At 41.3% G+C, this 25,779-nt stretch carries 18 protein-coding genes; 12 read left to right on the top strand and 6 right to left on the bottom strand.

Annotated features, from left to right (window positions below; all coding sequences use genetic code 11):
- Positions 1 to 16: 16 nt before the first annotated feature.
- Complete coding sequence (locus ACLCDV_RS20370) at positions 17 to 127, top strand: IS3 family transposase (RefSeq protein WP_083295844.1); 111 nt, start codon at positions 17 to 19, stop codon at positions 125 to 127.
- Between the two features lie 73 nt (positions 128 to 200).
- Here ACLCDV_RS20370 and lon read toward each other — a convergent pair whose 3' ends face one another.
- On the bottom strand, positions 201 to 2,678 hold the full coding sequence (gene lon / locus ACLCDV_RS20365; protein ID WP_317664439.1) for an endopeptidase La: 2,478 nt from the start codon (positions 2,676 to 2,678) through the stop codon (positions 201 to 203).
- A 342-nt stretch (positions 2,679 to 3,020) separates the two neighbouring features.
- On the opposite strand from lon, the gene ACLCDV_RS20360 reads away from it, so the two are divergent.
- Together ACLCDV_RS20360 and ACLCDV_RS20355 are read left to right on the top strand one after the other, a co-directional pair.
- Positions 3,021 to 3,677 (top strand): tetratricopeptide repeat protein, encoded by a 657-nt coding sequence (locus ACLCDV_RS20360; protein WP_309362354.1) that lies wholly within the window; start codon positions 3,021 to 3,023, stop codon positions 3,675 to 3,677.
- A 278-nt stretch (positions 3,678 to 3,955) separates the two neighbouring features.
- The gene (locus ACLCDV_RS20355) at positions 3,956 to 4,510 is read left to right on the top strand and encodes a ferritin (RefSeq protein WP_411972112.1); all 555 of its coding nucleotides are present in this window, start codon (positions 3,956 to 3,958) and stop codon (positions 4,508 to 4,510) included.
- Positions 4,511 to 4,610: 100 nt separating this feature from the next.
- Here the strand turns inward: ACLCDV_RS20355 and ACLCDV_RS20350 are convergent, their stop codons facing one another.
- The 4 genes from ACLCDV_RS20350 to gpmI form a co-directional block, all read right to left on the bottom strand.
- Positions 4,611 to 6,905, bottom strand: coding sequence for a TonB-dependent receptor (locus tag ACLCDV_RS20350; RefSeq protein WP_411972111.1), 2,295 nt, complete (start codon positions 6,903 to 6,905; stop codon positions 4,611 to 4,613).
- A gap of 163 nt (positions 6,906 to 7,068) precedes the next feature.
- The gene (locus tag ACLCDV_RS20345) at positions 7,069 to 7,383 is read right to left on the bottom strand and encodes a hypothetical protein (protein WP_317664448.1); all 315 of its coding nucleotides are present in this window, start codon (positions 7,381 to 7,383) and stop codon (positions 7,069 to 7,071) included.
- 215 nt (positions 7,384 to 7,598) lie between these two features.
- The gene (locus ACLCDV_RS20340) at positions 7,599 to 8,186 is read right to left on the bottom strand and encodes a hypothetical protein (RefSeq protein WP_153845176.1); all 588 of its coding nucleotides are present in this window, start codon (positions 8,184 to 8,186) and stop codon (positions 7,599 to 7,601) included.
- Positions 8,167 to 9,699, bottom strand: a complete 1,533-nt coding sequence (gene gpmI / locus ACLCDV_RS20335; RefSeq protein ID WP_411972110.1) for a 2,3-bisphosphoglycerate-independent phosphoglycerate mutase — start codon at positions 9,697 to 9,699, stop codon at positions 8,167 to 8,169. Before gpmI ends, ACLCDV_RS20340 begins: the two co-directional genes overlap by 20 nt.
- A 173-nt stretch (positions 9,700 to 9,872) precedes the next feature.
- Here gpmI and ACLCDV_RS20330 point away from each other — a divergent pair, with 173 nt between their 5' ends.
- The 4 genes from ACLCDV_RS20330 to ACLCDV_RS20315 all read left to right on the top strand — a co-directional run bounded on the left by ACLCDV_RS20330 (position 9,873) and on the right by ACLCDV_RS20315 (position 12,871).
- On the top strand, positions 9,873 to 10,331 hold the full coding sequence (locus ACLCDV_RS20330) for a DUF4783 domain-containing protein (RefSeq protein WP_411972109.1): 459 nt from the start codon (positions 9,873 to 9,875) through the stop codon (positions 10,329 to 10,331).
- A 77-nt stretch (positions 10,332 to 10,408) separates the two neighbouring features.
- A complete protein-coding gene (gene nadC, locus ACLCDV_RS20325; protein WP_411972108.1) occupies positions 10,409 to 11,266 on the top strand; it encodes a carboxylating nicotinate-nucleotide diphosphorylase in 858 nt (285 codons plus the stop codon).
- Between the two features lie 15 nt (positions 11,267 to 11,281).
- Positions 11,282 to 11,932 (top strand): glycerol-3-phosphate 1-O-acyltransferase PlsY, encoded by a 651-nt coding sequence (gene plsY, locus ACLCDV_RS20320; RefSeq protein ID WP_145329740.1) that lies wholly within the window; start codon positions 11,282 to 11,284, stop codon positions 11,930 to 11,932.
- Between the two features lie 126 nt (positions 11,933 to 12,058).
- On the top strand, positions 12,059 to 12,871 hold the full coding sequence (locus tag ACLCDV_RS20315; RefSeq protein WP_145329742.1) for a M48 family metallopeptidase: 813 nt from the start codon (positions 12,059 to 12,061) through the stop codon (positions 12,869 to 12,871).
- Between the two features lie 74 nt (positions 12,872 to 12,945).
- Here the strand turns inward: ACLCDV_RS20315 and ACLCDV_RS20310 are convergent, their stop codons facing one another.
- Positions 12,946 to 13,422, bottom strand: a complete 477-nt coding sequence (locus ACLCDV_RS20310; RefSeq protein ID WP_411972107.1) for a hypothetical protein — start codon at positions 13,420 to 13,422, stop codon at positions 12,946 to 12,948.
- 465 nt (positions 13,423 to 13,887) lie between these two features.
- Here ACLCDV_RS20310 and ACLCDV_RS20305 point away from each other — a divergent pair, with 465 nt between their 5' ends.
- The 5 genes from ACLCDV_RS20305 (at position 13,888) to ACLCDV_RS20285 (ending at position 25,764) form a co-directional block, all read left to right on the top strand.
- Positions 13,888 to 17,139 (top strand): carboxypeptidase regulatory-like domain-containing protein, encoded by a 3,252-nt coding sequence (locus ACLCDV_RS20305; protein WP_411972106.1) that lies wholly within the window; start codon positions 13,888 to 13,890, stop codon positions 17,137 to 17,139.
- A gap of 419 nt (positions 17,140 to 17,558) precedes the next feature.
- Positions 17,559 to 18,698, top strand: a complete 1,140-nt coding sequence (locus ACLCDV_RS20300; RefSeq protein WP_411972105.1) for a glycoside hydrolase family 105 protein — start codon at positions 17,559 to 17,561, stop codon at positions 18,696 to 18,698.
- 6 nt (positions 18,699 to 18,704) lie between these two features.
- Complete coding sequence (locus ACLCDV_RS20295; protein ID WP_411972104.1) at positions 18,705 to 20,840, top strand: TIM-barrel domain-containing protein; 2,136 nt, start codon at positions 18,705 to 18,707, stop codon at positions 20,838 to 20,840.
- 204 nt (positions 20,841 to 21,044) lie between these two features.
- Positions 21,045 to 24,143 carry a SusC/RagA family TonB-linked outer membrane protein gene (locus ACLCDV_RS20290; RefSeq protein ID WP_411972103.1) on the top strand — a complete coding sequence of 1,033 codons (3,099 nt, stop codon included), beginning with the start codon at positions 21,045 to 21,047 and terminating at the stop codon, positions 24,141 to 24,143.
- A 58-nt stretch (positions 24,144 to 24,201) separates the two neighbouring features.
- The gene (locus ACLCDV_RS20285; RefSeq protein ID WP_411972102.1) at positions 24,202 to 25,764 is read left to right on the top strand and encodes a RagB/SusD family nutrient uptake outer membrane protein; all 1,563 of its coding nucleotides are present in this window, start codon (positions 24,202 to 24,204) and stop codon (positions 25,762 to 25,764) included.
- The last annotated feature ends 15 nt before the right edge of the window (positions 25,765 to 25,779 follow it).

Below are 25,779 nucleotides of genomic sequence, written 5' to 3'. Positions count from 1 at the left end.
TAGCTGATCAGGTTTTGTGAGCGAAATAGAAGATTATATCTCCTATTACAATAACCAACGGATAAAACTAAATTTAAATGGAATGAGCCCGACAGAATATCGAGCTCATTATTACAAATCTAATTAACTAAATTTGTCCAATCTTTTGGGGGCAGTCCATTTGGACAATCCCTTTCTATTCAAAACCTTTCGGGTATCTGTTAATTCTCTTTTTTGGTATTTTCTATATCTTGAGCCAGATCGATGGCACCAGTTACTTTTTCTTCCAATAGCGCGAGTTTGATCACCTGCGACATTTCAGTCACATAGTGGAATTGCATGTCTTTGATATAATCTTCCTTGATTTCCAAGATGTCTTTTTCATTGGATTTACAAAGGATAATATCTTTGATGTTCGCACGTTTTGCAGCAAGGATTTTCTCCTTAATACCGCCAACAGGCAATACTTTACCACGTAAGGTAATTTCACCTGTCATGGCTAATTTTTCCTTCACTTTACGTTGGGTAAATAGCGATGTCAGTGCGGTAAGCATTGTTATGCCAGCTGAGGGACCATCTTTTGGAATGGCGCCCGCAGGAACGTGAATATGGATATCCCAATGGTCAAAAACGCGATAGTTAATGCCGAAATCCGAAGCGTGGGCTTTCAGGTAGGCTAGTGCAATCGACGCAGATTCTTTCATGACATCACCCAAATTACCTGTCAGGCTCAAACGTCCTTTTCCGGGGCTCAGAGAAGATTCTATAAATAAGATATCGCCACCTACGGATGTCCAGGCCAGACCCGTTACAACACCGGCAACATTGTTATTTTCGTAGATGTCCTTATCAAATATTGGAGCACCCAGGATATCGAGCAGATCCTGTTCGTTGATACTCGGACTGTAATCCTTTTCCATGACAATGCGTGTTGCAATACCACGTACCACGGAGCCGATCTTTTTTTCTAATCCGCGGACACCAGATTCACGTGTGTAATCCTCGATAATCTGTTCGATGATCTTAGCTTTTAACGACACATCTTTGGCTGCCATTCCATGCATTTCGCGTTGTTTTGGCAAAAGGTGCTTTTTCGCGATTTCGATTTTCTCTTCGATGGTATAACCATTCACTTCGATAATTTCCATCCGATCCAATAACGCAGGTTGAATAGAACTCAAGGAATTGGCGGTCGCAATAAACATTACTTTGGAAAGGTCAAACTCCATTTCGACATAATGATCATAGAAATGTGTGTTTTGTTCCGGATCCAATACTTCCAATAAGGCCGACGAAGGATCTCCTTTGAAGTCCGCGCTCATTTTATCGATTTCGTCCAAAATAAAAACCGGATTTGCTGCTCCTGCTTTTTTCAGTGACTGTATGATACGGCCCGGCATTGCGCCGATATAAGTTTTACGGTGTCCTCTGATTTCTGCTTCATCGCGTACACCACCCAAGGCCATACGGGTATATTTACGCCCCAATGCTTTGGCAATAGATCTTCCCAAAGAGGTTTTACCGACTCCCGGAGGGCCTACTAAACAAAGAATAGGTGCTTTCATATCATTTTTTAATTTCAATACCGCAAGATATTCAATGATACGTTTTTTTACTTTCTCAAGCCCATAATGATCTTTATCGAGTACTTTTTGTGCTTTGTTTAAATCAAAATTGTCTTTTGTTGTTTCATTCCAGGGTAGATCAAGTAGTAGCTCAAGGTAATTGAGTTGTACCGAATAATCTGCAGCGGCAGGATTGATACGCGATAGCTTTTCGAGTTCTTTTGTGAAATGTTTTTCAACATCAACATTCCATTTCTTTTTCTTACCCCGTTTTTTAAGCTCTTCCAGCTCAAGATCGGGCGTGTTTCCTCCCAGCTCTTCCTGAATTGTTTTAAGCTGTTGGTTCAAGAAATAATCACGTTGTTGCTTGTCAAGGTCGACGCGTACTTTATTCTGGATCTGGTGTTTTAGCTCCAGCATCTGGATTTCTGTCGTCAACAGCTCCAATAAAAGTTTGGCACGATTCTCTACTTTAGGTATTTGAAGCAGCTCCTGTTTCTTTGTCATTTCGACATTGATATTCGACGAAATAAAGTTGATCAGAAAAGAAGGGCTTTCAATATTTTTGATAGCGATACCAGCTTCACTAGGTAAGTTTGGCGACAGTTGGATGATCTGCAGCGCCATTTCTTTTAAAGTGGAAATGGTCGCTTTGAAGTGCTTGGTCATCTTCGGCTTTGCCTCGTTGAATTTCTCCACACGAGCCTTTAAATAAGGCTCGGTTTCCACAATCTCCAACAAGTTGAACCGCTGTTTTCCCTGGATGATGACGGTGGTATTACCATCCGGCATTTGGAGCACTTTAATGATATGAGCTACCGTGCCCACTTTATTTAGTTCTTCAAATCCTGGGTCCTCTACTGTCATATCCTTTTGAGAGACAACACCGATAGTCTTGCTGCCTTTATAGGCCTCTTTGACCAATTTGATGGACTTATCTCGACCTACGGTAATCGGAATGACAACACCGGGGAATAATACGGTATTACGTAAAGGCAAAATAGACAATGCTTCTGGAATTTCAGCATTCGCCATATTATCTTCATCCTCTTGTGTAAGTAGGGGGAAGAATTCGGTATCCTCTGCAACGATTGGAATTGCTTGACTGAAATCAAAAGTTTCGAATTTGCTCATAGTATTTATTTTGTGTATTTGGCAGTCGCTGACATGTTGACGGCTGACTTTCAAATTTTAAGCTTCTATTGTTGTTTCCCCTATATTGCAAGGGAAGTGCCAATTGCTAAAAGTGAGCAAAATTACAAATCTATTTTCTAGAATAGGAAAAAAAGGCAGGTTAAATAAAATTTATCTGCCATTTGTTGGAGAAATAGGCATAATAATTGTAATATTGGAATGTGAAAGGGCGCCGATGGCAGTTTTTAAGTTTAAAGAAATCAATCGGATGCTTTTTTACAGATGTAGAAACGATCACAAGTGATCATTAAAGAGTGAATATAAAAACGTAACTATTTAGATATGAATTTAAAATCATTTAAATTGGGTTTGTTTACTGGGGTTTTTGCTTTAGTTGCTTTTAGCGCGAATGCACAACAACCAAAACAGGCTGAGCATAGCAACGCTAATGTGAGAATGGGGCAGAAAGCTCTTTTGGATGGTGATTTCAAGAATGCAGAGTCATACTTGACTAAAGCCCTCCCTCAGGAAGGGAAAGATCCGGACGTATTATATATGTTGGGATATTCTCAATTTCAAAATGGTGACTATAAAAAATCAGCTGAAACTTTTGGAAAAGTAGTTGCATTAAACGGGAAAAATGCCAATGCGCTATACTTCAAAGCGAAAGCAACAAACAATCTGGCTGTTCAATCAACGAACAAAACATCTGTTGCGAATAAAGAACAGTTGTTGAAAGTAGCTATTGAAGATTATTCAAAAGCAATTGCCATTACGCCTACCGATTCGAAATTCTATCAAAATAGAGCGATCGCTAATCGTGATTTAGGTATCTTGATCGGAACAGAGGGTACCCCTAACTACAATAAGGCAATGGCAACTGACGCTTATAACAATGCAATCAAGGATTACGAAAAAGTGTTGAGCTTTGATGCATCGAAAAAAGATATCCAAACAGAAATCAAAAAAGCGAAAGTATATAGAGATAACTTGAAATAGTATCGCTATAAAAGCATAGATAAAGGGAATGCCAATGGTATTCCCTTTTTTTTGTGCCTATTGATTTTGTACCTATTGATTTTGTACCTGTTGATTTTGTGCCTGTTGATTTTGTGCCGATTGAAATGTACTTATTGGAATGTAACAGTTGGAATATGCCTGTCACAAATGAGAGCCAGTTTCATTTCGAGGAGTAAATTTTCGACAGTTTTTACTTTGATAAATTTCAAACGAATTAGGCACTGAAACTGTTCTTTTCCTAAATCAAAATGAATATTATGGAAACGAATCGATTGTCAAAGGAAATGCAGGAAATTTTAATCAGTCAGATGACAAAAGAGGCTGAGGCTGCACAGATTTATTTGGCGTTGGGGGTATGGGCAGATGATCAGGGTTATGGCGGAATCGCCAATTTTCTGTATAGACATGCCCAAGAAGAGCGAAATCACATGACTAAAATTATGGGTTATATTCTGGAAAGAGGTGGCCGCCCCAGAATACAGGCTATTGCAGCGCCGCCCGCGGATCCGCAATCGCTGACCGAATGCTTTAATCGCGTTTTTAAACACGAAGTCGATAATACCGAAGCGATCTATAACATTGTCAATTTAGCGTTGGCCCAGAAGGACTGGGCAACATGGAACTTTGCACAGTGGTTTGTCAAGGAGCAGATCGAGGAAGAGAAGTTAGCATTGGAATTGATTGATAAACTGAAAATCGCTGGTGGTGACCGCGCTTCAGATGAGTCCTTGTTTGCGTTGGATTCTTCCTTGGAAGCCATGCCCGACGAAGTGGCCTTGGCAAGGGAAGCAACAGCAGATGACCCCAAATAAGTATAAAATAGAAAAGCGGGATATTGAAGATCCCGCTTTTCTATTTTTATTATGGACTAATTCTTACTCCGTTTCACGATCATTTATTATCACGATTAATTTACTTTATACGCAATGGCAGATACACACCGAAGGTGATATTTCTACCCATATTGTAGACACCAAAGCTCGTGTCTTCCTGTGAAAGACGTCCTGGGCGCAATCGGCTCAATGCATCATAATAACGTTTGTTGGTCAAGTTTGAAGCTGCTGCAAATACTTTGAGCTGTTGCGATCCGAGATGTAATGTCGTCCCGATTCCTGCATTCAATAAAGTGTAGGAGTCCGCTGGAGTCTCGAACGTTTCATCAATGCGGTTCTGTTTGAAATAATTGTCCAGCCCCACAGAAACGTAGAAAGCGTTCAGGCCGCTAATCTTGGGCTCAAGACGCAGTGTATTGTGTACAACGCCAGCTGGAATCAATGCCAAGGGTCTGTTAAAGGTATTGTTCTGTGCATGGGTATAGCTAAATGTATTATCCAGGTGTATCCAGTTCAACAGGTGAAAATTCAGGCTTCCTTCGACACCGTAAAGATTGGCATTGACCTGGCCATAGCGATATACGTCGTAGGTATGCGCATCGCCATCTTCGCCCACCACGGTTTTCGTGTCGCCTTTTGTTGTTGAGGCATAGATAAAATTGTGGATATAGTTTTCGTAGATTCCGACACTTCCTGTAACGATGCTATGCCCAAACTCGAGGGTTGCATCCGCTTGGTAGCTTCGTTCAGGTTTCAGGTTTTCATTTCCCACTTCATAGCGGTACGTTCCTTCGTGTACCCCATTGGAACCTAATTCTGCCGGATTAGGCGCTCTAAAAGCCGAACCGGCATTTGCTTTGAAATTGAGGTCTTCGCTGAAAATATGGGTATATCCAAGCGCTCCGCTAACATTGCTGAAACTATTTTTAAAACCAGCGAACTGTTCTTCGTCTTCAATAAAGAGCTGCTTGCCTTTGTTATTGACGTAGTCATAGCGTAATCCAACGTTAAAGGTATTTTCGCCCCAGGTTTTCTTTGCATAGCCAAAAGCGCCCAATTCCAACTGATCATAGGCCGGAATTAAGAATTCAACGCCTTTATTTAAACTGTGTTCTTGGCTAGCACTAATACCAAATACATGTTGCCAGCCATTTTTTTCACTCAACGAATATTTTGCGTCAAGTGAATATGTATTCAGGTCAAAGAATAGGGACGGTGTTGCTTCTTCAAGCTCCCGACGTTGATTTTTTTGATAGCCCAGATCAAGTTTTAAACTACCGGAACCGATGATAAAGTTATTGTTGAGGGCCAGTTTGTAATGGCGGATGTCCTGCTTGGGGAAATCTAAGGTCCGGCTTTTTGAGTTTATGTAAAGCGGGTCACCAGGTTCGGCATCGTAAAAGCCGATATTATTTTTTAGGTACGAAAAATTCAGATGAGAGTAGCCCCATTGCTTGTTTAGCCCGAGCATACCGCTGAAATTACTGGTATTAAAACCACTATTGCCATATCGGCCTGCCGGCGTATTATAAGAATAGGCATTTTGATAAGAACCACGCCCACGCCATACGAAACCATTTTCATTACCGGTAAGCATAACCGAACTATTGGTTAGTCCGTTGTTGGTGGAGTAGCTGCTCAATACTTCACCTTTAATTTGCCCAGCTGTAGGAACATTTGGTTCAAGCACATTGATTACACCGCCAATAGCATCAGATCCGTACATCAAAGAGGCTGCACCACGTAGGACCTCCACACGATCCGGTTGATTTTGGTCGATTTCAATACCATGTTCGTCACCCCATTGCTGTCCCATCTGTTTGACACCATCGCTCACCGTGACGACACGGTTATAACCAAGGCCCCGTATAACGGGTTTTGAAATGCCCTGTCCTGTTGTGATCTGGCTTAGTCCGGGAACTTGTCGGGCCAGCGCGTCAATAAGATTTGTTGCATTTCCCTGTAGTTCATCTTTGGAGATTACAGCAACCGAGGTACTGTTGCGACGGCTCTGCGAAGTGACCAGTGTACCTGTAACGACGACTTCATTGGTTTCAATAATACTTTCGGTTAGGGCGAAATCAAGGGAAAGATTTTCCGAAGTTAGATCGACGGTCTTGACAACGGACTGATAACCCAAGAAACGGACCTCAACCAAGTAGCGTCCACTTGAAGGAAGTGATTTGAAGCTATAATGACCCTGTTGGTCAGATGCGGTGCTCGAACGAAGCTGTTGCAGTGATATTGTTGCACCAGCAATAGGAAGATTAGTTTTGGCGTCCGTTACTTTACCACTTATTGAAGCAGCAAGGGCCGGAAATATGGAGAAATAGGAGACAAGCATAAAAATGCAGCCTATAATTTTAAGTTTCATCTGTACGAATAATTTTTACGTATATATAACATCAAGGATAACAGCAGCCCAATAACTCATCGTATGAATTCTTGAGACTGTCAAGTTCTAAAAACTTTTATGAAGTTGTTTGTCGCAATAATGAGAAGAGTATATGAATAACATTATTGGACTTATGTAAAAACTAACAGATGGGGGGACCACGATTGCCAGAAAGCAGTGATCGAATAATTTGATCTCCCGTGATAAACAGGCCAAATTCGACCTGGCGTGTCGGGAGTATTAATTCGCTTAGCGTAAAATGAAAAACAATTTGTGGATGTGAATTTTGATCACAGATGGAACACTTCGGATGGTCTGCATGGTGTTTTTTTGCAGGACTGTCTACGATACTGAGTGCAGTTTGCGGATGCGCATGGGTATACACAATGAACTGACCAATTAAGAAGGTCATTAAGAGCATTAATGCTGCGAATTTGTTCAATGAGATATCTTTCACGCTGAAATCACTACGTTTAAACCCATTTATCCGTTGAGTAATTTTGTTAATCTGGTCAAAGATAAGGAAAATAAAATATAAAGCAATTGTGTTGCATTTATTATTGTTGTGACATTGTATAAATGTCCGCTTAAAAGATAAACTGAATTTACGAAAAAGCCCTCAAAAATGGATGCTATTCTTGAGGGCGCTGTGTATGGTACTGATCAGGCGGTCTATTTTTTGGAAGGAATAAACTTGCCTTCAATTTCATATTGATTGGCATCCAAACCTTGGACATCCTGCAGTTTGACAATTCGATACAGCGAGTCGCTGTAATAGTCTAATTTTTCTTGACTATCGTATAAGGTATTTGTTATCTTTTTATCGATATGGATGTGTTTTACCTTTTCGTTTTTGTCAAACTCGATGCGCAGTTTCTGTATCTGCAGTTCTTTCTTTTTAGCGGTAAATTCTGTCACACAGTCTACAGCTTTGACTTCATACAGTGATGGATCGAAGTTTTTGCTGATATCGGCAGCTTGAAAAGCGGAGAGTTCATTTTTCCAGCTGCCAATTTTTAGTTCGCGTTGTTCTTTCTCACCGTCTTTGCTGACAGATTTCAGAACTGCGGGATTGAGCTGCTGCAAGCGATTGACTTCGGCATTAAAAAACGAATCGACAGAAAATATAGCTGTAGATTTTTGTGTTTTTTTTGTTGCGGATGGCGATCCACAGCTCCAAAAAAGCAGAGCACTGCCCATAAGAAGGGAAAGTGCTCTGCTGCTATTTTTAAGTAAATTATTATTCTGATACCAATACATTTCCTGTCATTTCAACGGGGATATTGACGCCTAAAAGCTGTAAGACGGTCGGGGCAATATCACCTAATTTACCATCTGCTATTTTCTTATACTGATCGTCAATTAAGATACACGGAACCAAATTGGTGGTGTGTGCCGTATTTGGCGATCCATCTTCATTGACCATAAACTCGGAGTTACCGTGATCGGCCAAAATAATAAAGGAATAACCATTTTTAAGGCCTGTTTCAACAACCGTTTTTGTACATTGATCAACAGTTTCTACTGCTTTTATGACAGCTTCAAAAACACCGGTGTGACCTACCATGTCTGGGTTTGCAAAATTCAGACAGATAAAATCTGGTTGAAGGGTCTCCATGTCGTTGACGATAGCTTCTGTAATTCCTTTAGCAGACATCTCTGGTTGAAGATCGTAAGTCGCTACTTTTGGTGATGGAACTAGCAAGCGGTTTTCACCTTCAAACTGTTGTTCACGACCTCCTGAAAAGAAAAATGTCACGTGCGGATATTTCTCTGTTTCGGCAATACGCGTTTGTGTTTTATGGTTTGCTTCCAACACTTCACCCAAGGTATTGGTCAAGTTATCTTTTTGGAATACCACTCTGACATTTTGGAATGTTTCATCGTAAGAGGTCATTGTCACATAATATAGATCTAATGGTTGTAGATCATATTCTGGAAATGCCTTTTGTGTCAACGCAATTGTAATCTCGCGGCCACGATCTGTTCTGAAGTTGTAACAGAATACAACATCACCTTCTTGGATTGTTGCCACTGGCGCGCCGTTTGCATCTACCAATGCAATTGGTTTCACAAATTCATCGGTTACACCTTCGTCGTATGATTTCTGGATCGATGCAACAAGGTCATTGGATTTTTCACCTTCCGCTTTTACCAAAAGATCGTATGCTAATTTTACGCGTTCCCATCTGTTGTCGCGGTCCATTGCATAATATCGACCGATTGCAGAGGCAAAAGTACCTGTTGTCGTCTTTAAATAGTCTTGTAAGTCTTTAACATAACCAATGCCGGAGTTTGGATCCGTATCACGGCCATCTAAAAATGCATGTATAAAAACTTGGTCGCTTGTCAAGCCGGCCTGTTTTGCAGCATCACATAAGCCTTTTAAGTGCTTTGTATGTGCGTGTACACCACCATCGGAAAGTAATCCGATAAAGTGTACCTTTTTGTTATTTTCTAATGCATATTTAAATGCGTCTTGAATAATAGGATCCGAATTGAATACACCGTCGTTGACAGCCTTGTGAATACGACCCAATTCTTGGTAGACGATTCTTCCGGCACCAAGATTCATGTGGCCAACCTCCGAGTTACCCATCTGTCCAGCAGGTAAGCCTACAGCTTCACCCGAAGCCTCTAAGCTTGAGTTTGGATAAGCTTCTAATAAATGATCTAAAAATGGGGTGTTTGCAGCTTCAACTGCATTTGATTTATCATGTTTTCCATATCCTAGTCCGTCTAGGATCATGAGTGCAACTTTTTTCTTATTCATCTTATAACAAAGATAATCTTAATTTTAGAATCTATCAACGCATCTTAAAAAGTTCCCTTGTTAATCCCTAATAATTTTATAGGTTTGTGGCATAATTTATGTTTGGTTAAAAAGCAGAACTACCTAATGATTGATATGGATGATAGAAGCTGTTCTATAATATGTTGAGCTATATGAAATTTTTAAGCTATTGCGCATTTATACTTATTAATAGTCTTTTTGTACACACTGCGGCCTTTGGGCATTATTTAAGAGAAGTAAATACAGGGGTAAAGGTAGCTTTGCCGGGTGATGATGATTCTTTAGGAAGTATTTCGGAGGAACTGAAATCGTATTTGAAAGAAGGTAATGCAAAAAATATGGCCAAGTATTTCGGTTCTAACTTAACCTTATCAATTTTGGGAGAGAATGGTGTTTATACAAAATACCAATCGGAAATTATGTTGGCGGCATTTTTTAATCAGCATAAACCCAAGACTGTTAAATTGACCCAAGCCAGCAATGCGAACAATGGCTATCAATATTTTACATTTTCATTAGCCACAGAACAAGCCAACTATCGTGTCTTTATAAAGATAGGTGTAGGAAATAATAACCATTCTGTTGAAGAGCTAAGAATCGACAAAAATTAAAGCTAGCGATGCTTTTTTTATAAATCTATTTTTCGATTAAAAAATTATTCCACATCTTAGCCCAATAAATAGTATTTATGGAGAAGGAAATCAAGGACTATCTGGCCCAGTTTGTAAAACAGGCTGTCGCGGAGGATTTGGGCGATGGTGATCATACCTCACTTTCTACGATTGAGGCTGGGGCGCAAGGTGAAGCCAAATTGATTGTTAAGGATAATGGTATTTTAGCAGGGGTTGAAGTCGCACAGGCGATTATTGCTTATATTGACGATACGTTGGCCTGTGAGGTGTTTATCCAGGATGGAAGTCAGGTTAAAGTAGGTGATATTGCTTTTTATGTGAGGGGAAATATCCAAAGTATTTTGCTGGCAGAGCGTTTGGTACTGAATGTCATGCAGCGTATGAGCGGCATTGCGACAACTACCCGAAAATATGTAGACCTTCTAAAAGGTACAGATACGAAAGTTTTGGATACACGGAAAACCACACCCTTATTGCGTGTATTGGAGAAAGAGGCCGTTCGTATAGGAGGTGGAACCAATCATCGTTTTGGTCTTTTTGATATGATTTTAATTAAGGACAATCATGTGGACTATAGTGGTGGTATTGTGCCGGCGCTAAAACGTGCAAATGATTACAGAAAGAACCTAAATAAACCAATAGAAATAGAAATTGAAGTCCGAAATTTTGCGGAGCTTGATGAAGTTCTTAACTTTGGCGAAGTGGACCGGATCATGTTAGATAATTTTTCGCCGCAGGATGTAGCCAAAGCTGTTCAGATTATTGACCATCGATTCAAGACAGAGGCCTCTGGGGGAATAACTTTCGACACGATCCGATCGTATGCGGAGGCTGGGGTAGATTATATTTCAGTAGGTGCTTTGACACACAGTGTAAAGAGCCTGGATCTTAGTCTGAAGGCCAAATTAATATAAGAACTGATTTAATTAATGATATCGATTTATTTAGTAACTGCAGTATTACTAGCTTATTTGTTTGGGTCCATACCTACAGCAGTTTGGTTGGGACAGGCATTTTATGGGGTAGATGTTCGTGAGTATGGTAGCGGTAATGCTGGGGCGACTAACACCTTTCGCGTATTGGGCCCTAAAGCGGGATCGATCGTGATGTTTGTAGATATATTTAAAGGCTGGACAGCAACAAACCTGGCTTATTTAATAGAACTGGGGCAAAATACGAGCGATGTCCAATTTGTCAACTTTCAGTTGGCACTTGGCGTTATTGCGGTATTGGGGCACTTGTTTCCTGTGTTTGCGGGATTTAGAGGTGGAAAAGGGGTGGCCACACTGTGTGGTATGATCCTCGCAATACATACACCTGCCGCTTTGGTCTGTGTTTCTGTGTTTATCATCATCCTGCTGACAACACATTATGTTTCGTTGGGATCCATTTCAGCAGGTTTTGCATTTCCTTTTAGTTTGGCCTTTATTTTTAAAACAACGATACCTTCTGTGCTGCTTTATGGGATAGCCATCTGTATCTTGTTGTTAATTACCCACCAAAAGAATATAGAGCGCCTATTAAAGGGACATGAATCCAAGATTTATCTCTTTAAGAAAAAGTCGAAGGAAAAAGAATAGGCACAATAATTGCATCCGCTATAACGTATTTAATAATTTATTGTGAAGTATCCATGTTGGAAAAGCTTAAAGCCGATCGCCAGCGCACGGATATTCCATATGGCCATTGAAAGAAAATATATACATATGAACGGAGTGTTTAAATATTCGGCTATGGTATTAGCATGTGTAACACTGGCATCGGGGTTGTCAGGTTGCGCAACTTCAGCAGTTACAGGAAAAAAATATTTGAAATTGGTCAGTGCAGATCAAGTGAACCAACAAGCTGCATTGGCTTATAAAGATTTCTTATCGAAAAATAGCGCGAAAGTAGTAACCGGAACTGCAGATGCAGCTATGGTGAAACGCGTTGGTAACAAGCTAGCGACGGCGGTTAACCAATATTTGCAAAGTACGGGCCGCGCAAATCAATTTAACTTCAACTGGGAGTTTAATCTGGTGAAGAGCGATGATGTGAATGCATGGTGTATGCCTGGGGGTAAAGTTGCGGTATATACCGGAATATTGCCGGTAACACGTACAGAAGCAGGGTTGGCAACAGTTATGGGGCACGAGATCGCCCATGCTATTGAGGAGCATTCGGTAGCTCAGGCTTCGAATCAGATTGCTTTACAATTAGGTGGACAGATTTTAGGATCAGCAGCAGGGGTGTCTGGAAACAGTACACTCGGTGTTTTTAACAATTTGTATGGTTTAGGTGGTAATCTGGCGCAATTGAAATTTTCGAGAAGCGATGAATCGGATGCGGATGCAGCAGGTTTGATTATTATGGCTTTGGCAGGTTACAATCCAAATGAGGCTGTAGATTTCTGGAAACGTATGGCTTCGGGTAGTCAAAAAGGGCAGCCAGAGTTTTTGAGTACGCACCCGAGTGATGAGCGACGGATTGCGGATATTCAGAAATTGATTCCAAACGCGATGAAATATTATAAAAAATAAAGAATCAACACAATAAAAAAAGCGGAGTATGCTAGGTGCATACTCCGCTTTTTTTATTGTTATTTATGGCTATATTATACGCCGGCAAAAGCATCACTAATGCCGAGTACGACACCAACGACTAGCCCCATAAAATTAAAGGCGATGGTGATGATGACTATGATGCCAATAAATTTGTAATGTTTTTTGAGTGCATCTAAGCACAATTCGAGTTGGATGTTATCGCGGTTCTCGATTGCTTTTTTCGCTTTTGATCCGAAATTATACAGGAAATAGATGGGAAGGCAGAAGAAAGCAAGAAATAAGAGATAAAGTACGCCGAATGTGGATAAGGCCCCTGCTGTTACATATTCGTCGGCTCCGAGTGATAATGCACTGGCTCCGAAGATTAGACTGACCATGGTTATGGCAGAAATGCCGATGAAAATAAAACAGACAATGGCCAAAAAATTGGCCCATTTGGCAGCTGAAGCCAAGAAGGAGAGCCCTGCAGGAGATAGTTTAATATCTACAGGTTCTTGAAAAGAAGAATTTTGAATACCGTCTTCCATGAAGCATAAATTATTAGGTGTGCGAATTTCTGAAAAGTTCTCGGTTTTTGAAACATTTTTTATATAAACCATCACGTCTATACAATCGTTTAGATTTTTTCGATCGGAATAGGTTACAGTGGCTCAAATTCGACAAGAAACTGAGTTGTTTAATAAAAGTCTCGATTGACAGGAAATTAGTTAAAAATTTTTAAAAAGTTAAATTCCGAATGGAAGAATGTTGTTACAAAAGATTTTCGGGGATTTGATGTGGAAAATTATTTTTGGTGGGTCGGTTCGGAGTGGAATGCTGGTTTAAAACATGTTACAACGTTTTTTTTGCGAATAAATTGTATGTTAATATAGTAAAATTTGTCTGTATTTCATGAAGTATGTGTGGTTTAGTGTGTTAAGTTTATATTAAGTCCTTTGTAATTTGAAATCTCTTAGTAATTTTGCTTAACATTTTTTAACAAATCACATTATATGAAAAGATCTTTACTCTTTTTCGCTCTTGTTATGGCCAGCTATGGTGCTGTACAAGCTCAGGTTACGACAAGTAGCGTTACAGGTATTGTAAAAGAAGCAAACGGCAGTGTAACTTCGGGAGCAACAATTAAGGCAACGCACGTGCCATCAGGAACGGTTTATTCTGGATCCTCGAATGCTGCAGGTCGTTTTAACCTACCAGCGATGCGTGTCGGTGGACCTTACAAAATTGAAGTAACCTACGTTGGACAAAATCCTATTGTTTATAATGATGTTTATATACAATTAGGCCAGCCTTATGTCTTAAATAGTACTTTTGGAAGTAATGAGACAGTTTTAGATGAGGTCACAGTAACTAGAACAGGCGGTTCTAAAAACTTGAAGACTGGTGCTGAAACCTCTATTTCAAGAAAACAGATGGAAAATTTACCAACTGTTTCTCGTTCAATTGAAGATTTTACTAGATTGACTCCGCAAGCAGATGTGAAAGGACAGTCTGTTTCAATTGGCGGTATGAATAATAGATTCAATCAGTTCACTATTGATGGAGCTGTTACTAATGATGTGTTTGGTCTTAACGCAAATGGTTTGAACGGTGGTGGTAGTGGTACAAATCCAATATCGTTAGATGCTATCGAACAGATGTCCGTTCAAGTTGCACCGTTCGATGTTCGCTCTAGTGGATTTGCTGGAGGTGGTATTTCCGCGGTAACAAAATCAGGTACAAATCAATTTCAGGGCTCGGTTTATCATTATTTTAGAAATCAAGATTTTACTGGAAAAACCCCAAAATCTTTGGTTAAAGATGGTGAAGAGAGAACTAAATTGGCAAACTTTTCTGAAAAAACATACGGTGTGCGGTTAGGAGGACCTATTGTTAAGGATAAGTTATTTTTCTTTGTAAATTACGAACATACGAAAAATAATACGCCAGAAAATTATCCTGTAGGATCCTCAAGTTCTAATCTGTTAGATGCTGATGCTAAACGTATTTATGATATTGCATTAAGTAAATATAATTACGATGCTGGTTCATATACAGACTTAGCAGATGAAAATACATCTAATAAAGTAATGACGCGTTTGGATTGGAATATCAATGAAAAAAATAAACTTTCTTTGAGATACAATTATGTGGATGGCGTTGATGTAAGCAATACTAGAACACAATCTTCTTTGACTTTTGGTAATGGTGCTATATTAAAGGATTTTAAGTCAAATACTCTTACTTTAGAATTAAGCAGCCGTATAAATAATTCATTGGCTAATAGCTTTATTGCAGGATATAGTCGCGTAAGAGATGCACGAAACTATAAAGGTCAGTTATTTCCAAATGTTCGTATAAATGTTCCTAGACAAGTGGAGGTCAATGGAAAATTAACGACTGTGACGGGAACCTACTACTTAGGTGTTGACCCATTCACTAATATTAATCAATTGGATCAAGATGTTTATACTTTGTCCAATAACTTAACTTGGTATAAGGGATTACATACATTAACCTTCGGTACGCACAATGAGTTCTATAAAATGTACAATGCATATACAGGGAATTCAAATGGCGCATTTGTATTTAGTGATTCCAAAGCAGCTGATATAAATCCAGCTACCGGAAAAGCATATACAGCGATCGAAAACTTTGAGCGTGGAATGGCTAATAGTATGCAATATGGTTATAGCAACACGGATGATCCACGTCAAGGCGCCAAGTTTAATGCTGTACAGTTAGGTTTTTATGCTCAAGATGAATTTCAAATGCAGGATAATTTGAAAATTACTGCAGGGGTTCGTGTGGATATTCCAATTTATTTGGATAAACCGATGGAAAATACTGACTTTAACAATTCGATTTTGGCAAAGCAATATAATGTACAAACCAATCGTATGCCAAGCCCAGCGTTGATGTTCTCACCTCGAATTGGATTCAACTGGGATGTGAATAGAGATCGTTCAACCATTGTACGTGGGGGAATGGGAATATTTACTTCTAGGGTTCCTTTTGTTTGGGCGGCAGGTGCATTTACCCAAAGTGGTGCATTATTGGGTGGTAATAGTCTTGGTAATGGTACAGATGCAAATGTTCCATTTATCAGTGACGTTAACAAGTTGCCTAAATATAGTGGAGCTGTAACACCATCCGGAAATATTACAGTACTTGATAAGAATTTGAAATTGCCTCAAATCGCGCGTTTCTCAGGAGGAGTTGATCAAGTATTACCGTATGGAATTAAGGGTACTTTAGAGTTCATTTACTCGAAAAATTTGAGTGCATTTAACTTTAGAGATTTAAACTTAGAACGTCCGATCGGAACCTTAGAAGGAGCTGATAATCGTTTAGTTTATGATGCGAATAATAATAACCGCCGTGTATTGGATAATTATACGGAAGTTATTTATGTAAATAATGTAAATAAAGGTTATTCATGGTCCACAACGGCTTCTTTGGCAAAAAGTTTCTTATTTGGCTTGGATGCATCAGTAGCATATACTTATACTGCTGCAAAAGATTTAATCTCTGGTACATCGTCCCAAAATCAGTCAAATTGGTATAGAGTAGCTTCTGTTAATGGTTCAAACAACGTAACCCTTGCGAATAACCCATTTAGTACAGGAAGTCGAGTTATCGGATTTTTATCTTTCTCGAAAGAATACCTTAAACATTTAGGTACATCAATATCTCTTGTTTATACAGGCCAATCTGGTGCAAGATTTTCTTATTTAGCTGGAGGTAACTTAACTGGCTATGCAACTTCATCTAGCAATCAGTACAACTTAATGTACATTCCTAGGGATCAGTCTGAAATTACTTTTGTTCAAAATGGAGATCAGACTCCACAGCAACAATGGGAAGCTTTGAATGGATTTATCGAATCAAATGATTATTTAAAATCCAGAAGAGGTCAATATGCAGAAAGAAATGGCGCTAGAACACCATTTTCTCATAAGTTTGATTTGAAAATTGTGCAAGATTTGTTTACCAACATCGGAAACACTAAAAACAAACTTCAGCTTTCGGTTGATATCATGAACGTTGGTAACTTATTAAATGGCAATTGGGGTAAACAATATACTGGGGCAGGAAGTTTCTGGGACAATAGTTTTATACCTGTTACATTTGCGGGATATGAAGGAACTACAAAGAAACCTACTTACAGGTTGTCGAATATAAATAATAATGTACCTTATTATGTGCAAGACATATATTCAAGATGGTCTGCACAAGTGGGAATTCGTTATATCTTCAACTAGTCTGAATAACCCATTTAAGAGAAGAGGTCGCTGTAACTAATATGGCGACCTCTTTTTTTATATCCATAGAGTTCTCAATGCAAAGGAGTTTATAGGATTTTCCGGTCCTATCCCCCTGTATGGATGAAGCACGGATAAAGCACTCCCTAAGCACAGATATAGCACAGTAATAGCACTCTTTACGCAAACGTTGCGTAAGTCTGTTGGCAAAAGAGAAAAGTACAATAGGAGTACTTATTCCGTACAACTAAACTGCCGAAACGAACCCTGCTAACTTTCGGGATACACTGTACAAGCAAAGTGACGCCATGCGGATAGTATCCATTACCAATTTCTCCACCTAAACGAACAAAAACTACCCCCTTAAAACAGACTGGCTTGCTGATATTTGGCTTATAACTTAATTATAAACCCAACTGATGATGAAGCAGTTCTGTATGTCCATACTCCTGGGTATTGGCGTCTGCATGTCTCTTTGTGCATTTGCGCAAAGCACAGACCTGGTTAATTGGCCAGCGCAGGCTGACCCCAGATTAATAGGTGATCTCGTGGCTCAACGTTTTGTGGCAAGTCCGCATAATAGTTTTAAACCGCCAGCTCCACCAAAAAACATTACTTATCCCGAAGTATGTGCCTGGTATGGGGCATTGAAGTATGCCGAAGTGAGAAACAATAAGACCTTATTGACGCAATTGACACAACGCTTTATGCCCTTGTTTGATACGGAAAAACACCTTGTTCCGCGACCTTGGCATGTGGACTTTTCCGTCTTTGGAACGGTTCCGCTGGAAATCTATCTGCAAACGAAAAACAAGAAATGCTTTACCATGGGAATGCGTTTTGCAAATGCGCAATGGACTATTCCGATTGACTCCCCTCAGGTTGTAAAAGATAGTTATCAGAAATTTCTCGATAAAGGACTTACCTGGCAGACCCGCTACTGGATTGACGATATGTATATGATTACCATGATTCAATCAAAAGCCTTTCAGGTAACGGGAGATCAGCACTATATTGATCGCGCAGCCCATGAAATGGTAGTCTACCTTGATACCATTCAAAAAGAAAATGGTCTTTTTTATCATGCACCGGATGCGCCTTTCTTTTGGGGCCGCGGGAATGGCTGGATGGCTGCGGGAATGAGTGAATTGCTGTCTTCATTAAAGAAAGACAACCCCAATAGACCCAAAATATTGGCTGCTTACCGCAAAATGATCACAAGCCTAAAGAAGTATCAGCGGCCGGACGGCCTTTGGGGGCAATTGATTGATAAACCGGAATCCTGGGTGGAAACTTCGGGTTCTGCCATGTTCACTTATGCCATTATTATGGGCATAAGACAGGGATGGCTCAATGTGGAGGAATATACGCCGATCGCACGCAAGGCATGGATTGCTCTGACGGGCTACATCAACAAAGATGGCGATATCAGCAACGTCTGCGAGGGTACCAACCGAAAAAATGATTACCAGTACTACCTCGATCGAAAACAGAAAACAGGGGATATGCACGGCCAGGCGCCCATACTATGGTGTGTGTACGCTTTATTAAAAAAATAACCAGCTATGATGAGATTATGGACAATTTTGCTGCTTTTGTTGGCGACAGCAGCATCGGCACAACCTATTCGTTGGCAGGAACAATACCCCGGTGTTTGGAAAGGAACATTTGGCAAACCCGATAATTATACACTGCTGTCTGCAGCAGGAGCGAAACCTCAGGCTGCGACCCTCGAACGGTTGCAGTCTGTCGATTTTCCATTGCCCAAAATGGAGGTGCATGCCGAACTGATCGATGGTAAAACATACCTGCGGTTCCCGCTGCAAAAAAACGAACAGATCTATGGACTGGGACTTAATTTTCAGACGGTACATCAGCGGGGGAAGATCCTTAACCTGCATGTCGATCATTACGGTGGCAAAGATAATGGGCGCACCCATGCCCCTGTTCCGTTCTACGTCTCTTCCAGAGGATATGGTGTATTGGTCAACTCAGCACAATATTTAAAGTATTATGTGGGAACAGGCGTACGGAAAGATGCTAAAGTTCCTGCAGAAGTAAAAGATCGCAATACCGATAAAAGTTGGAACTCCCGGCCTTACTCCGATGCGGTGGAAGTATACGTCCCTACAGAAGGGGCCGAAGTTTATGTATTTGCAGGCATCAATCCGCTCGATGCCATAAAACGCTATAATCTCTTTTGTGGCGGTGGTGCCCTGCCGCCGAAATGGGGGCTTGGTTTTACGCAACGCGTACAAAAGCTTTATACGGCAGATGAGGTGATCAAGGAGGTGGCGGAATTTGAGGAACATGGCTTCCCGCTTGATTTTATCGGTCTCGAACCCGGCTGGCAGTCCAAGGCTTACCCTTGCTCATTTGAATGGGATAAGGGACGTTTTCCAAATCCGGAAGCCTTGGTGAATAAACTGGCCGATAAAGGTGTGCGCCTGAACCTCTGGACTAATCCGTATGTCTCACCCGACGCTCCCATTAGTAAATCTATTGAGCCATTTACCGGTTCGCATACGGTATGGAATGGGACCGTTCCTGACCTGAATCATCCAGACGCAAAACGTATCCTTGCAGGCCAACTGAGCCGTTCGCAGATCGATATTGGCATCAGCGGATATAAGATTGACGAGGTCGATGGTTACGACTACTACCTATGGCCTGATATGGCCAAATTTCCCTCAGGTATCAGTGGGATACAAATGCGTCAAACTTATGGTGTACTTGCACAAAAATTGACCGACAGCCTATATCGCCAGCAGAATAAACGAACGTTTGGGCTGGTGCGTGCATCGAACGCCGGAGCCAACAACATGCCCTATGTGATCTATAACGACTATTATAGTCATCAGGACTTCATCACTGCACTGGTCAATAGCGGGTTTTGCGGCGTATTGTGGACACCGGAGGTAAGGGGCTCCAAAACAGGCGAGGAATGGTTGCGCCGTTTTCAGACTGTTGTATTCTCACCAATGGCCATGATCAATGCTTGGTCGAGCGGAACAAAACCCTGGTCTTTTCCTGAAGTGGCCGAAAAAGTGAAGTACTATGCGCAGTTGCGGATGGAATTGATGCCTTACCTCTATTCTGAATTTGCAAAATACCATTTTGAAGGAGCACCTCCCTTTCGGGCCATGGTGCTGGAAGAGGGATTTCAGGGGCAAACAAACGCAAGCCTGAACAATCAGGATCTGGAAACAAATCCTTATCTGGAAGCGGTAAACAAGGAGGTAAAAGATCAGTACATGTGTGGTGAATATCTGTTGGTTGCACCTTTATTTACAGGCGAGTCGACTAGAAAAGTGCTTTTGCCTAAGGGTAACTGGTACGATTTCTATTCGGGCCGTTATGTCGGTAATGGCGAGGAAATCGTTGCCAAACCCGAAGACGATCGGATACCCGTCTATGTAAAAGATGGTGGCATCATTCCAATGACGACAGCACGGCTTCATGCGCCTGCAGCAGGAGAAAAAGTAAACCTGATTATCCGACATTATGGGGAGAAGGAGGGGATGTATAATCTGTATGACGATGATGGTCTGAGTTTCGATTATGAGAAAGGGGCCTATTCTTGGCGTAGGATTGTCCTGAAAAGAAATGCGTCTGGGAAACTGGAAGGCGATATCTCGGCACCAGCCAAAAATAAACCGAATACGATAGGTACAGTAAAGTTTGAATTTATGGGGCAATGATATTGTTTCGAGCAATAAGCTATGTTTTAAGCCCCTAAAAACCATTTTTTACCGCTAAAAAGACCAAAAAATACACTGTTTAACCTCGCGGATTGACTGATATTTGAGGTAACTGATTATAAAAAATAACCAATTTATTAAATGCATGGCTGGGTTATCGATCATCTTCTCATGATAGACAATCGCCATAAAAACTGATTTATTATGATAAAAAGTATCACAAAAATGGGGTGCTTTGTACTCTTCCTATTTCTAGCCTTGGGGAGTATAGGCTTACCGGTCTTTGCCCAACAAAACATTCGGCTTTCAGGAAAGGTGACCAACAAAAAAGGAGAGGCATTGCAGGGAGTCACTGTTCGTATCAAAGGGAAAAGCCAGGGGACAAGCACAGATGACACGGGGAAGTATCAGCTTGATGTTGTATCATCCAGTACCGTTGTCTTTAGTCAAGTGGGCATGAAAGAGCAGGAGCGTACTGTCGGTAACCAGCGGCAACTTGATGTCACCTTGGAAGATAGTGACAATGCGCTGGATGAGATTGTTGTTACGGGTTATGGTGGGGTTGCAAAGAAACGTGACCTTACAGGCGCTATCTCTTCCGTCAACGCAAAGAAAATCGAAGAACGTCAGCCCATTAACCTTTTTGATGCCTTACAGGGGCAGGCTGCCGGGGTCCTTATTGTCAATGATGGCGGCGGGGCACCTGGGGCGACAGGATCTATTCAGGTGCGGGGTACCTCCACGTTGAATGGGGGAAATGGTCCTTTATATTTGGTCGATGGAGTAATTAACCCCGATGGTGCCACCATAAATCCAACAGATATCGAGAATATCGAGGTCCTCAAAGATGCTGCTTCGGCATCTATTTATGGATCGCGTGCAGCCAATGGCGTAATCCTCATCACAACCAAGCGCGGATCAGAGGGAAGACCCATGGTTAATGTCAATTACAATCATCTTTTCGGGCGTCTAGCTCATTATATCCCAGTAAGTAACTCTGCTGAAGTAAGGGCTTTCCGATATATTCAAGGCCTCAATACCAATACGGATTCCATCAACCCAAGTTTCAATTCGGATAACGATTTACAAAGACTCTTGTTGGGAAATCTTGCTCAAAAGAAGGAAATCAAGATGAGTGTATCAGGTGGTCAGAAAAATCTCCGTTACTACAGCAGTTTGAATTACCTGGATGATAAATCGATCATCTTGAATAGTTATGCCAAGCGTTTACAGTCACGTATCAATGTTGAATATCAGTTTTCATCCAAATTGAGGTATTCCAACAATATTTCTTTTTCCTGGCAAAAAGGCAATACCATTCCCATCGGCAATACGATCCGTGTCGTGATGGACCGTCCGGCATATTCCTTGATTTACTATCCTGATGGCTCTTTAACAAGCTACATCGGTTCGAAGCGAAATCCTGTCGCCAACGCCTTGTTTGAAAAAAATATCGATGAAACCTATTCCGGACAATTGAACAATCAGTTGGATTATCAAATTCGGGACGACCTGAAATTTACGACCTTGTTTAATGTGCGGTTGGACAATTTACAGAATACCCAATTCTCACCTCGTTTTTTATCGGCAAACAAGGATCAGAATAGCGGAACAAACGAGTTTAATAAAACGTTCACCTGGGAGTTTCAATCCTATCTGAATTATAATAAGACTTTTGCACAGGACCATAATGTGACGGCCTTATTGGGGTTCAGTTCGGATCGTAGACGCTATGATCGTTTTCATTCAGAATATATGAATAGCGTAAATGAGGAAGTTCTGGTGACTTTTCCGGATTACCTCACGCCGTCAAAAACCTATACCACAGCAACGGCCAACGCTTCTGCCTCTATTTTTAGCCGGGTTGGCTACAATTACAAAGGACGTTATCTCGTTCAGGGATCCTACAGAAGGGATGGTTCATCGCGGTTCGGCGCAGCAAATAAATGGGGGAACTTTCTCTCAGCATCTGCTGCCTGGCGTTTTTCGGACGAGAATTTTATGAAATGGGCGAAACCGGCATTGGTAGATGCTAAATTAAGATATAGCATTGGACAGCTTGGAAACGATAAAGTAGGCGATTATGAATCGTATACAAAAGTAGCCTTTGGCGGGTCTTATAATGGTGTCGGCGGAGCTGCATTGACCAGTACATTTGGAAATAATCGGATCAAATGGGAAACAACCACCCAGAACAATGTGGGCTTAGACCTGACTTTCTTAAATGGCCGATTAGGATTTACGGCAGATTACTATGTCAAGACTACAACAGATTTATTGTATCCGCGAGAGCTGGCAAAGGAAACTGGTTACGCAAAAGTGAATGTCAACCTGGGAACAATTCGCAACCGCGGAATGGAGTTTGTAATTAGTGGAAAACCAATCGTAACACGTGATTTCAGCTGGGAAGTGAATGGTAATATTTCTTTTGAACGCGGTAAGATTGTGAAGCTGGCCGATGGAATCCCATTTTTCCCGGGCAATAAATGGTACGCGGAAGAAGGCGGCCGTATCGGAAATTTCTACGGCTGGCGCAATTTGGGGGTGTATGCCTGGGACGAGTCAAACGCCTACAATGACAATTGGGAGAAATTGACACTCGTACTTGACGATCAGGGTAAACCGATGTATCGTGATGGAAAAGCAGTCTATACCTTCAATGGTAGTGATTACCAGGGTACAGTACATCAGCTATATGCGCCCGACGGTAAACTGAAAGGTGGAGATGCTGAATGGCTTAACAATAAGAAAGATAGTTTGATCAATGACGAAGACCGCATGATCCTCGGCAATGCAACACCTGATTTCTATTTTGGTTTTATGCAGACCTTTAGATACAAACGATTTACCCTAAATGTACTCTTTAATGGTTCCTTTGGCGGTGAAGTCTACAATGCGCTGCTGCAACGTCAAAATTATCCGACCAACACAGGAGCAGGCTCTCCGGATATGGTCTATAATGTATGGCGCAAACCAGGCGATGTGGCCAAATATCCAAATTATGTGGAGAGAAACAACCGCGGAAACCTAAAAACTAACCAGAATAGCCTTTATATCGAAGATGCAACATTTATTCGTTTGTCAAGTGCACGCCTGGCCTATACCTTCGATCCGCAGTTGATCAACAGATTAAAAATGAAAGGGCTTACAGCTTTTGTTTATGGAAGCAACCTGTTGACATGGACCAATTATAGGGGCTACGATCCCGAATTCAGTACAAACAATCCGCTGACACCGGGAGAGGACGATGGCCGTTACCCGAGGAGACGGGAGTTTGGATTTGGCGTAAATATCAATTTTTAGCATTTATCGATTAGGGTAAGTTCCGTCTGAAGGATGGGACAGATAAAATATTTTTGACATGAAAACAAAGATCTTAGCATTGTTACTGCTGTCAGCTACATTGGGAGGCTGTAACAAATTTTTGGAAGAGAAACCGCTGGCCGAAGTTGCGCTGGACCAGCATTATAAAAACTTATACGATGTGCAGGCCGCAATAGCCGGAATGTATAGCGCCTTTCAGCTTGAAATGGTCGGTAAGGGAAATTATCAGGACAATAAAGACAATTATCTCGAAAAATACCTGTATTGGGGCGAGTATCGTGCCGATAATTTTGACCGTGCAATTAGTTACACCAAAGACTATGTGGACGAGATCGTATTAAATAGCCTTACGCCAACCAACCAGTTTTCAGACTGGAGCGGGCTCTATACCGCCATCGGGCGTATCAATAACAATATCAAGTATATTCCAAAGGCAGCGGAATTGGATAGCCGTATTACCCCGGAGATGCTTAAGGATTATCTCGCGCAGTGTTATGCGCTTCGAGCGATGTGTTATTTCTATCTCGTCCGTGTTTGGGGTGATGCTCCGATATGGCTTGAACCTTATGAGGATGTACAGCAGCCCGCTGCCAGCGCACGTGAACCGAAAGATAAGATATTGAACGAGGTCATTATTCCAGATCTGGAAAAAGCCTATTCTTTGGTCGATAAAGATGCGAAAAACGCCCTATGGACAATCGGCGGGGCAGGAATATGTGCGATCATGTCTGATGTGTATATGTGGAAAAAGGACTATCAAAATGCAACAAAATGGATCACACGCCTGTTTTTGACAAAGTCTCCTACAGGAGTGAGCTATGCCGGAACCAATGAAACCTATTTGCAGGATGGCGCAAGCTGGAAGACCATTTTTGTCAATCCAACTTCCAGTAAAGAAACAATTTGGAGTATCCATTGGGACTACTTAAAAAATGGCTGTGCCTGTATGCAAACGTCGTGGTCTCCCAATAATAAGCAGATCATAGTCGATGAAGGAGTGTGGGCAACCTGGTTTCAGCCACAAACGACAACCTCGCCAAGCCCTGATATTAGACCACAACAAACATTGGATGTCTATTTTGGATTGCCAAGCAACAAGAGAGATCGCTTTATCAAGTGGTATCCAACCGATGCCAACCCAACCAAAGCGGATCCATGGCCAGTGACAAATCAGGCCCTACCGGTTTATTTGACCATGTACCGGCTGAGTGACATGTATCTCTTATACGCTGAGGCGTTGAATGGCCTCGGGGACCGTACCAATGCCCTGAAATATTTAAACTTTGTCCGCAAGCGTGCACGCCTGCCACAGTATGATGCGAATGATGCATCTATTGCCACAAGCTACCAGTTGGAAACGGCGATTTTGGATGAACGTCGTCTGGAACTTTTTGGTGAAGGCAAAAGGTGGTTTGATCTGGTGCGCACCGGACGTGTGAAGGACGTGATGGATCCAATCTTGAAACGTAGACAGGAAGAAGCGGGTAATTTAGATAAACCTGGATTTCTAGATCCAACAAATAGAGTGTATTGGCCTATTCACCGGAATGTTTTAAACTCCAATAAATCATTGGTTCAAAATCCAGGATATACAGATTAACAGAAGAATTTAAAT

The organism is Sphingobacterium sp. Lzh-3, assembly GCF_046764375.1.
In the GTDB taxonomy this organism is placed as follows: domain Bacteria; phylum Bacteroidota; class Bacteroidia; order Sphingobacteriales; family Sphingobacteriaceae; genus Sphingobacterium.
The sequence above is the reverse complement of the archived record's forward strand: the minus strand, read 5'-3'. Positions and strand labels throughout refer to the sequence as shown.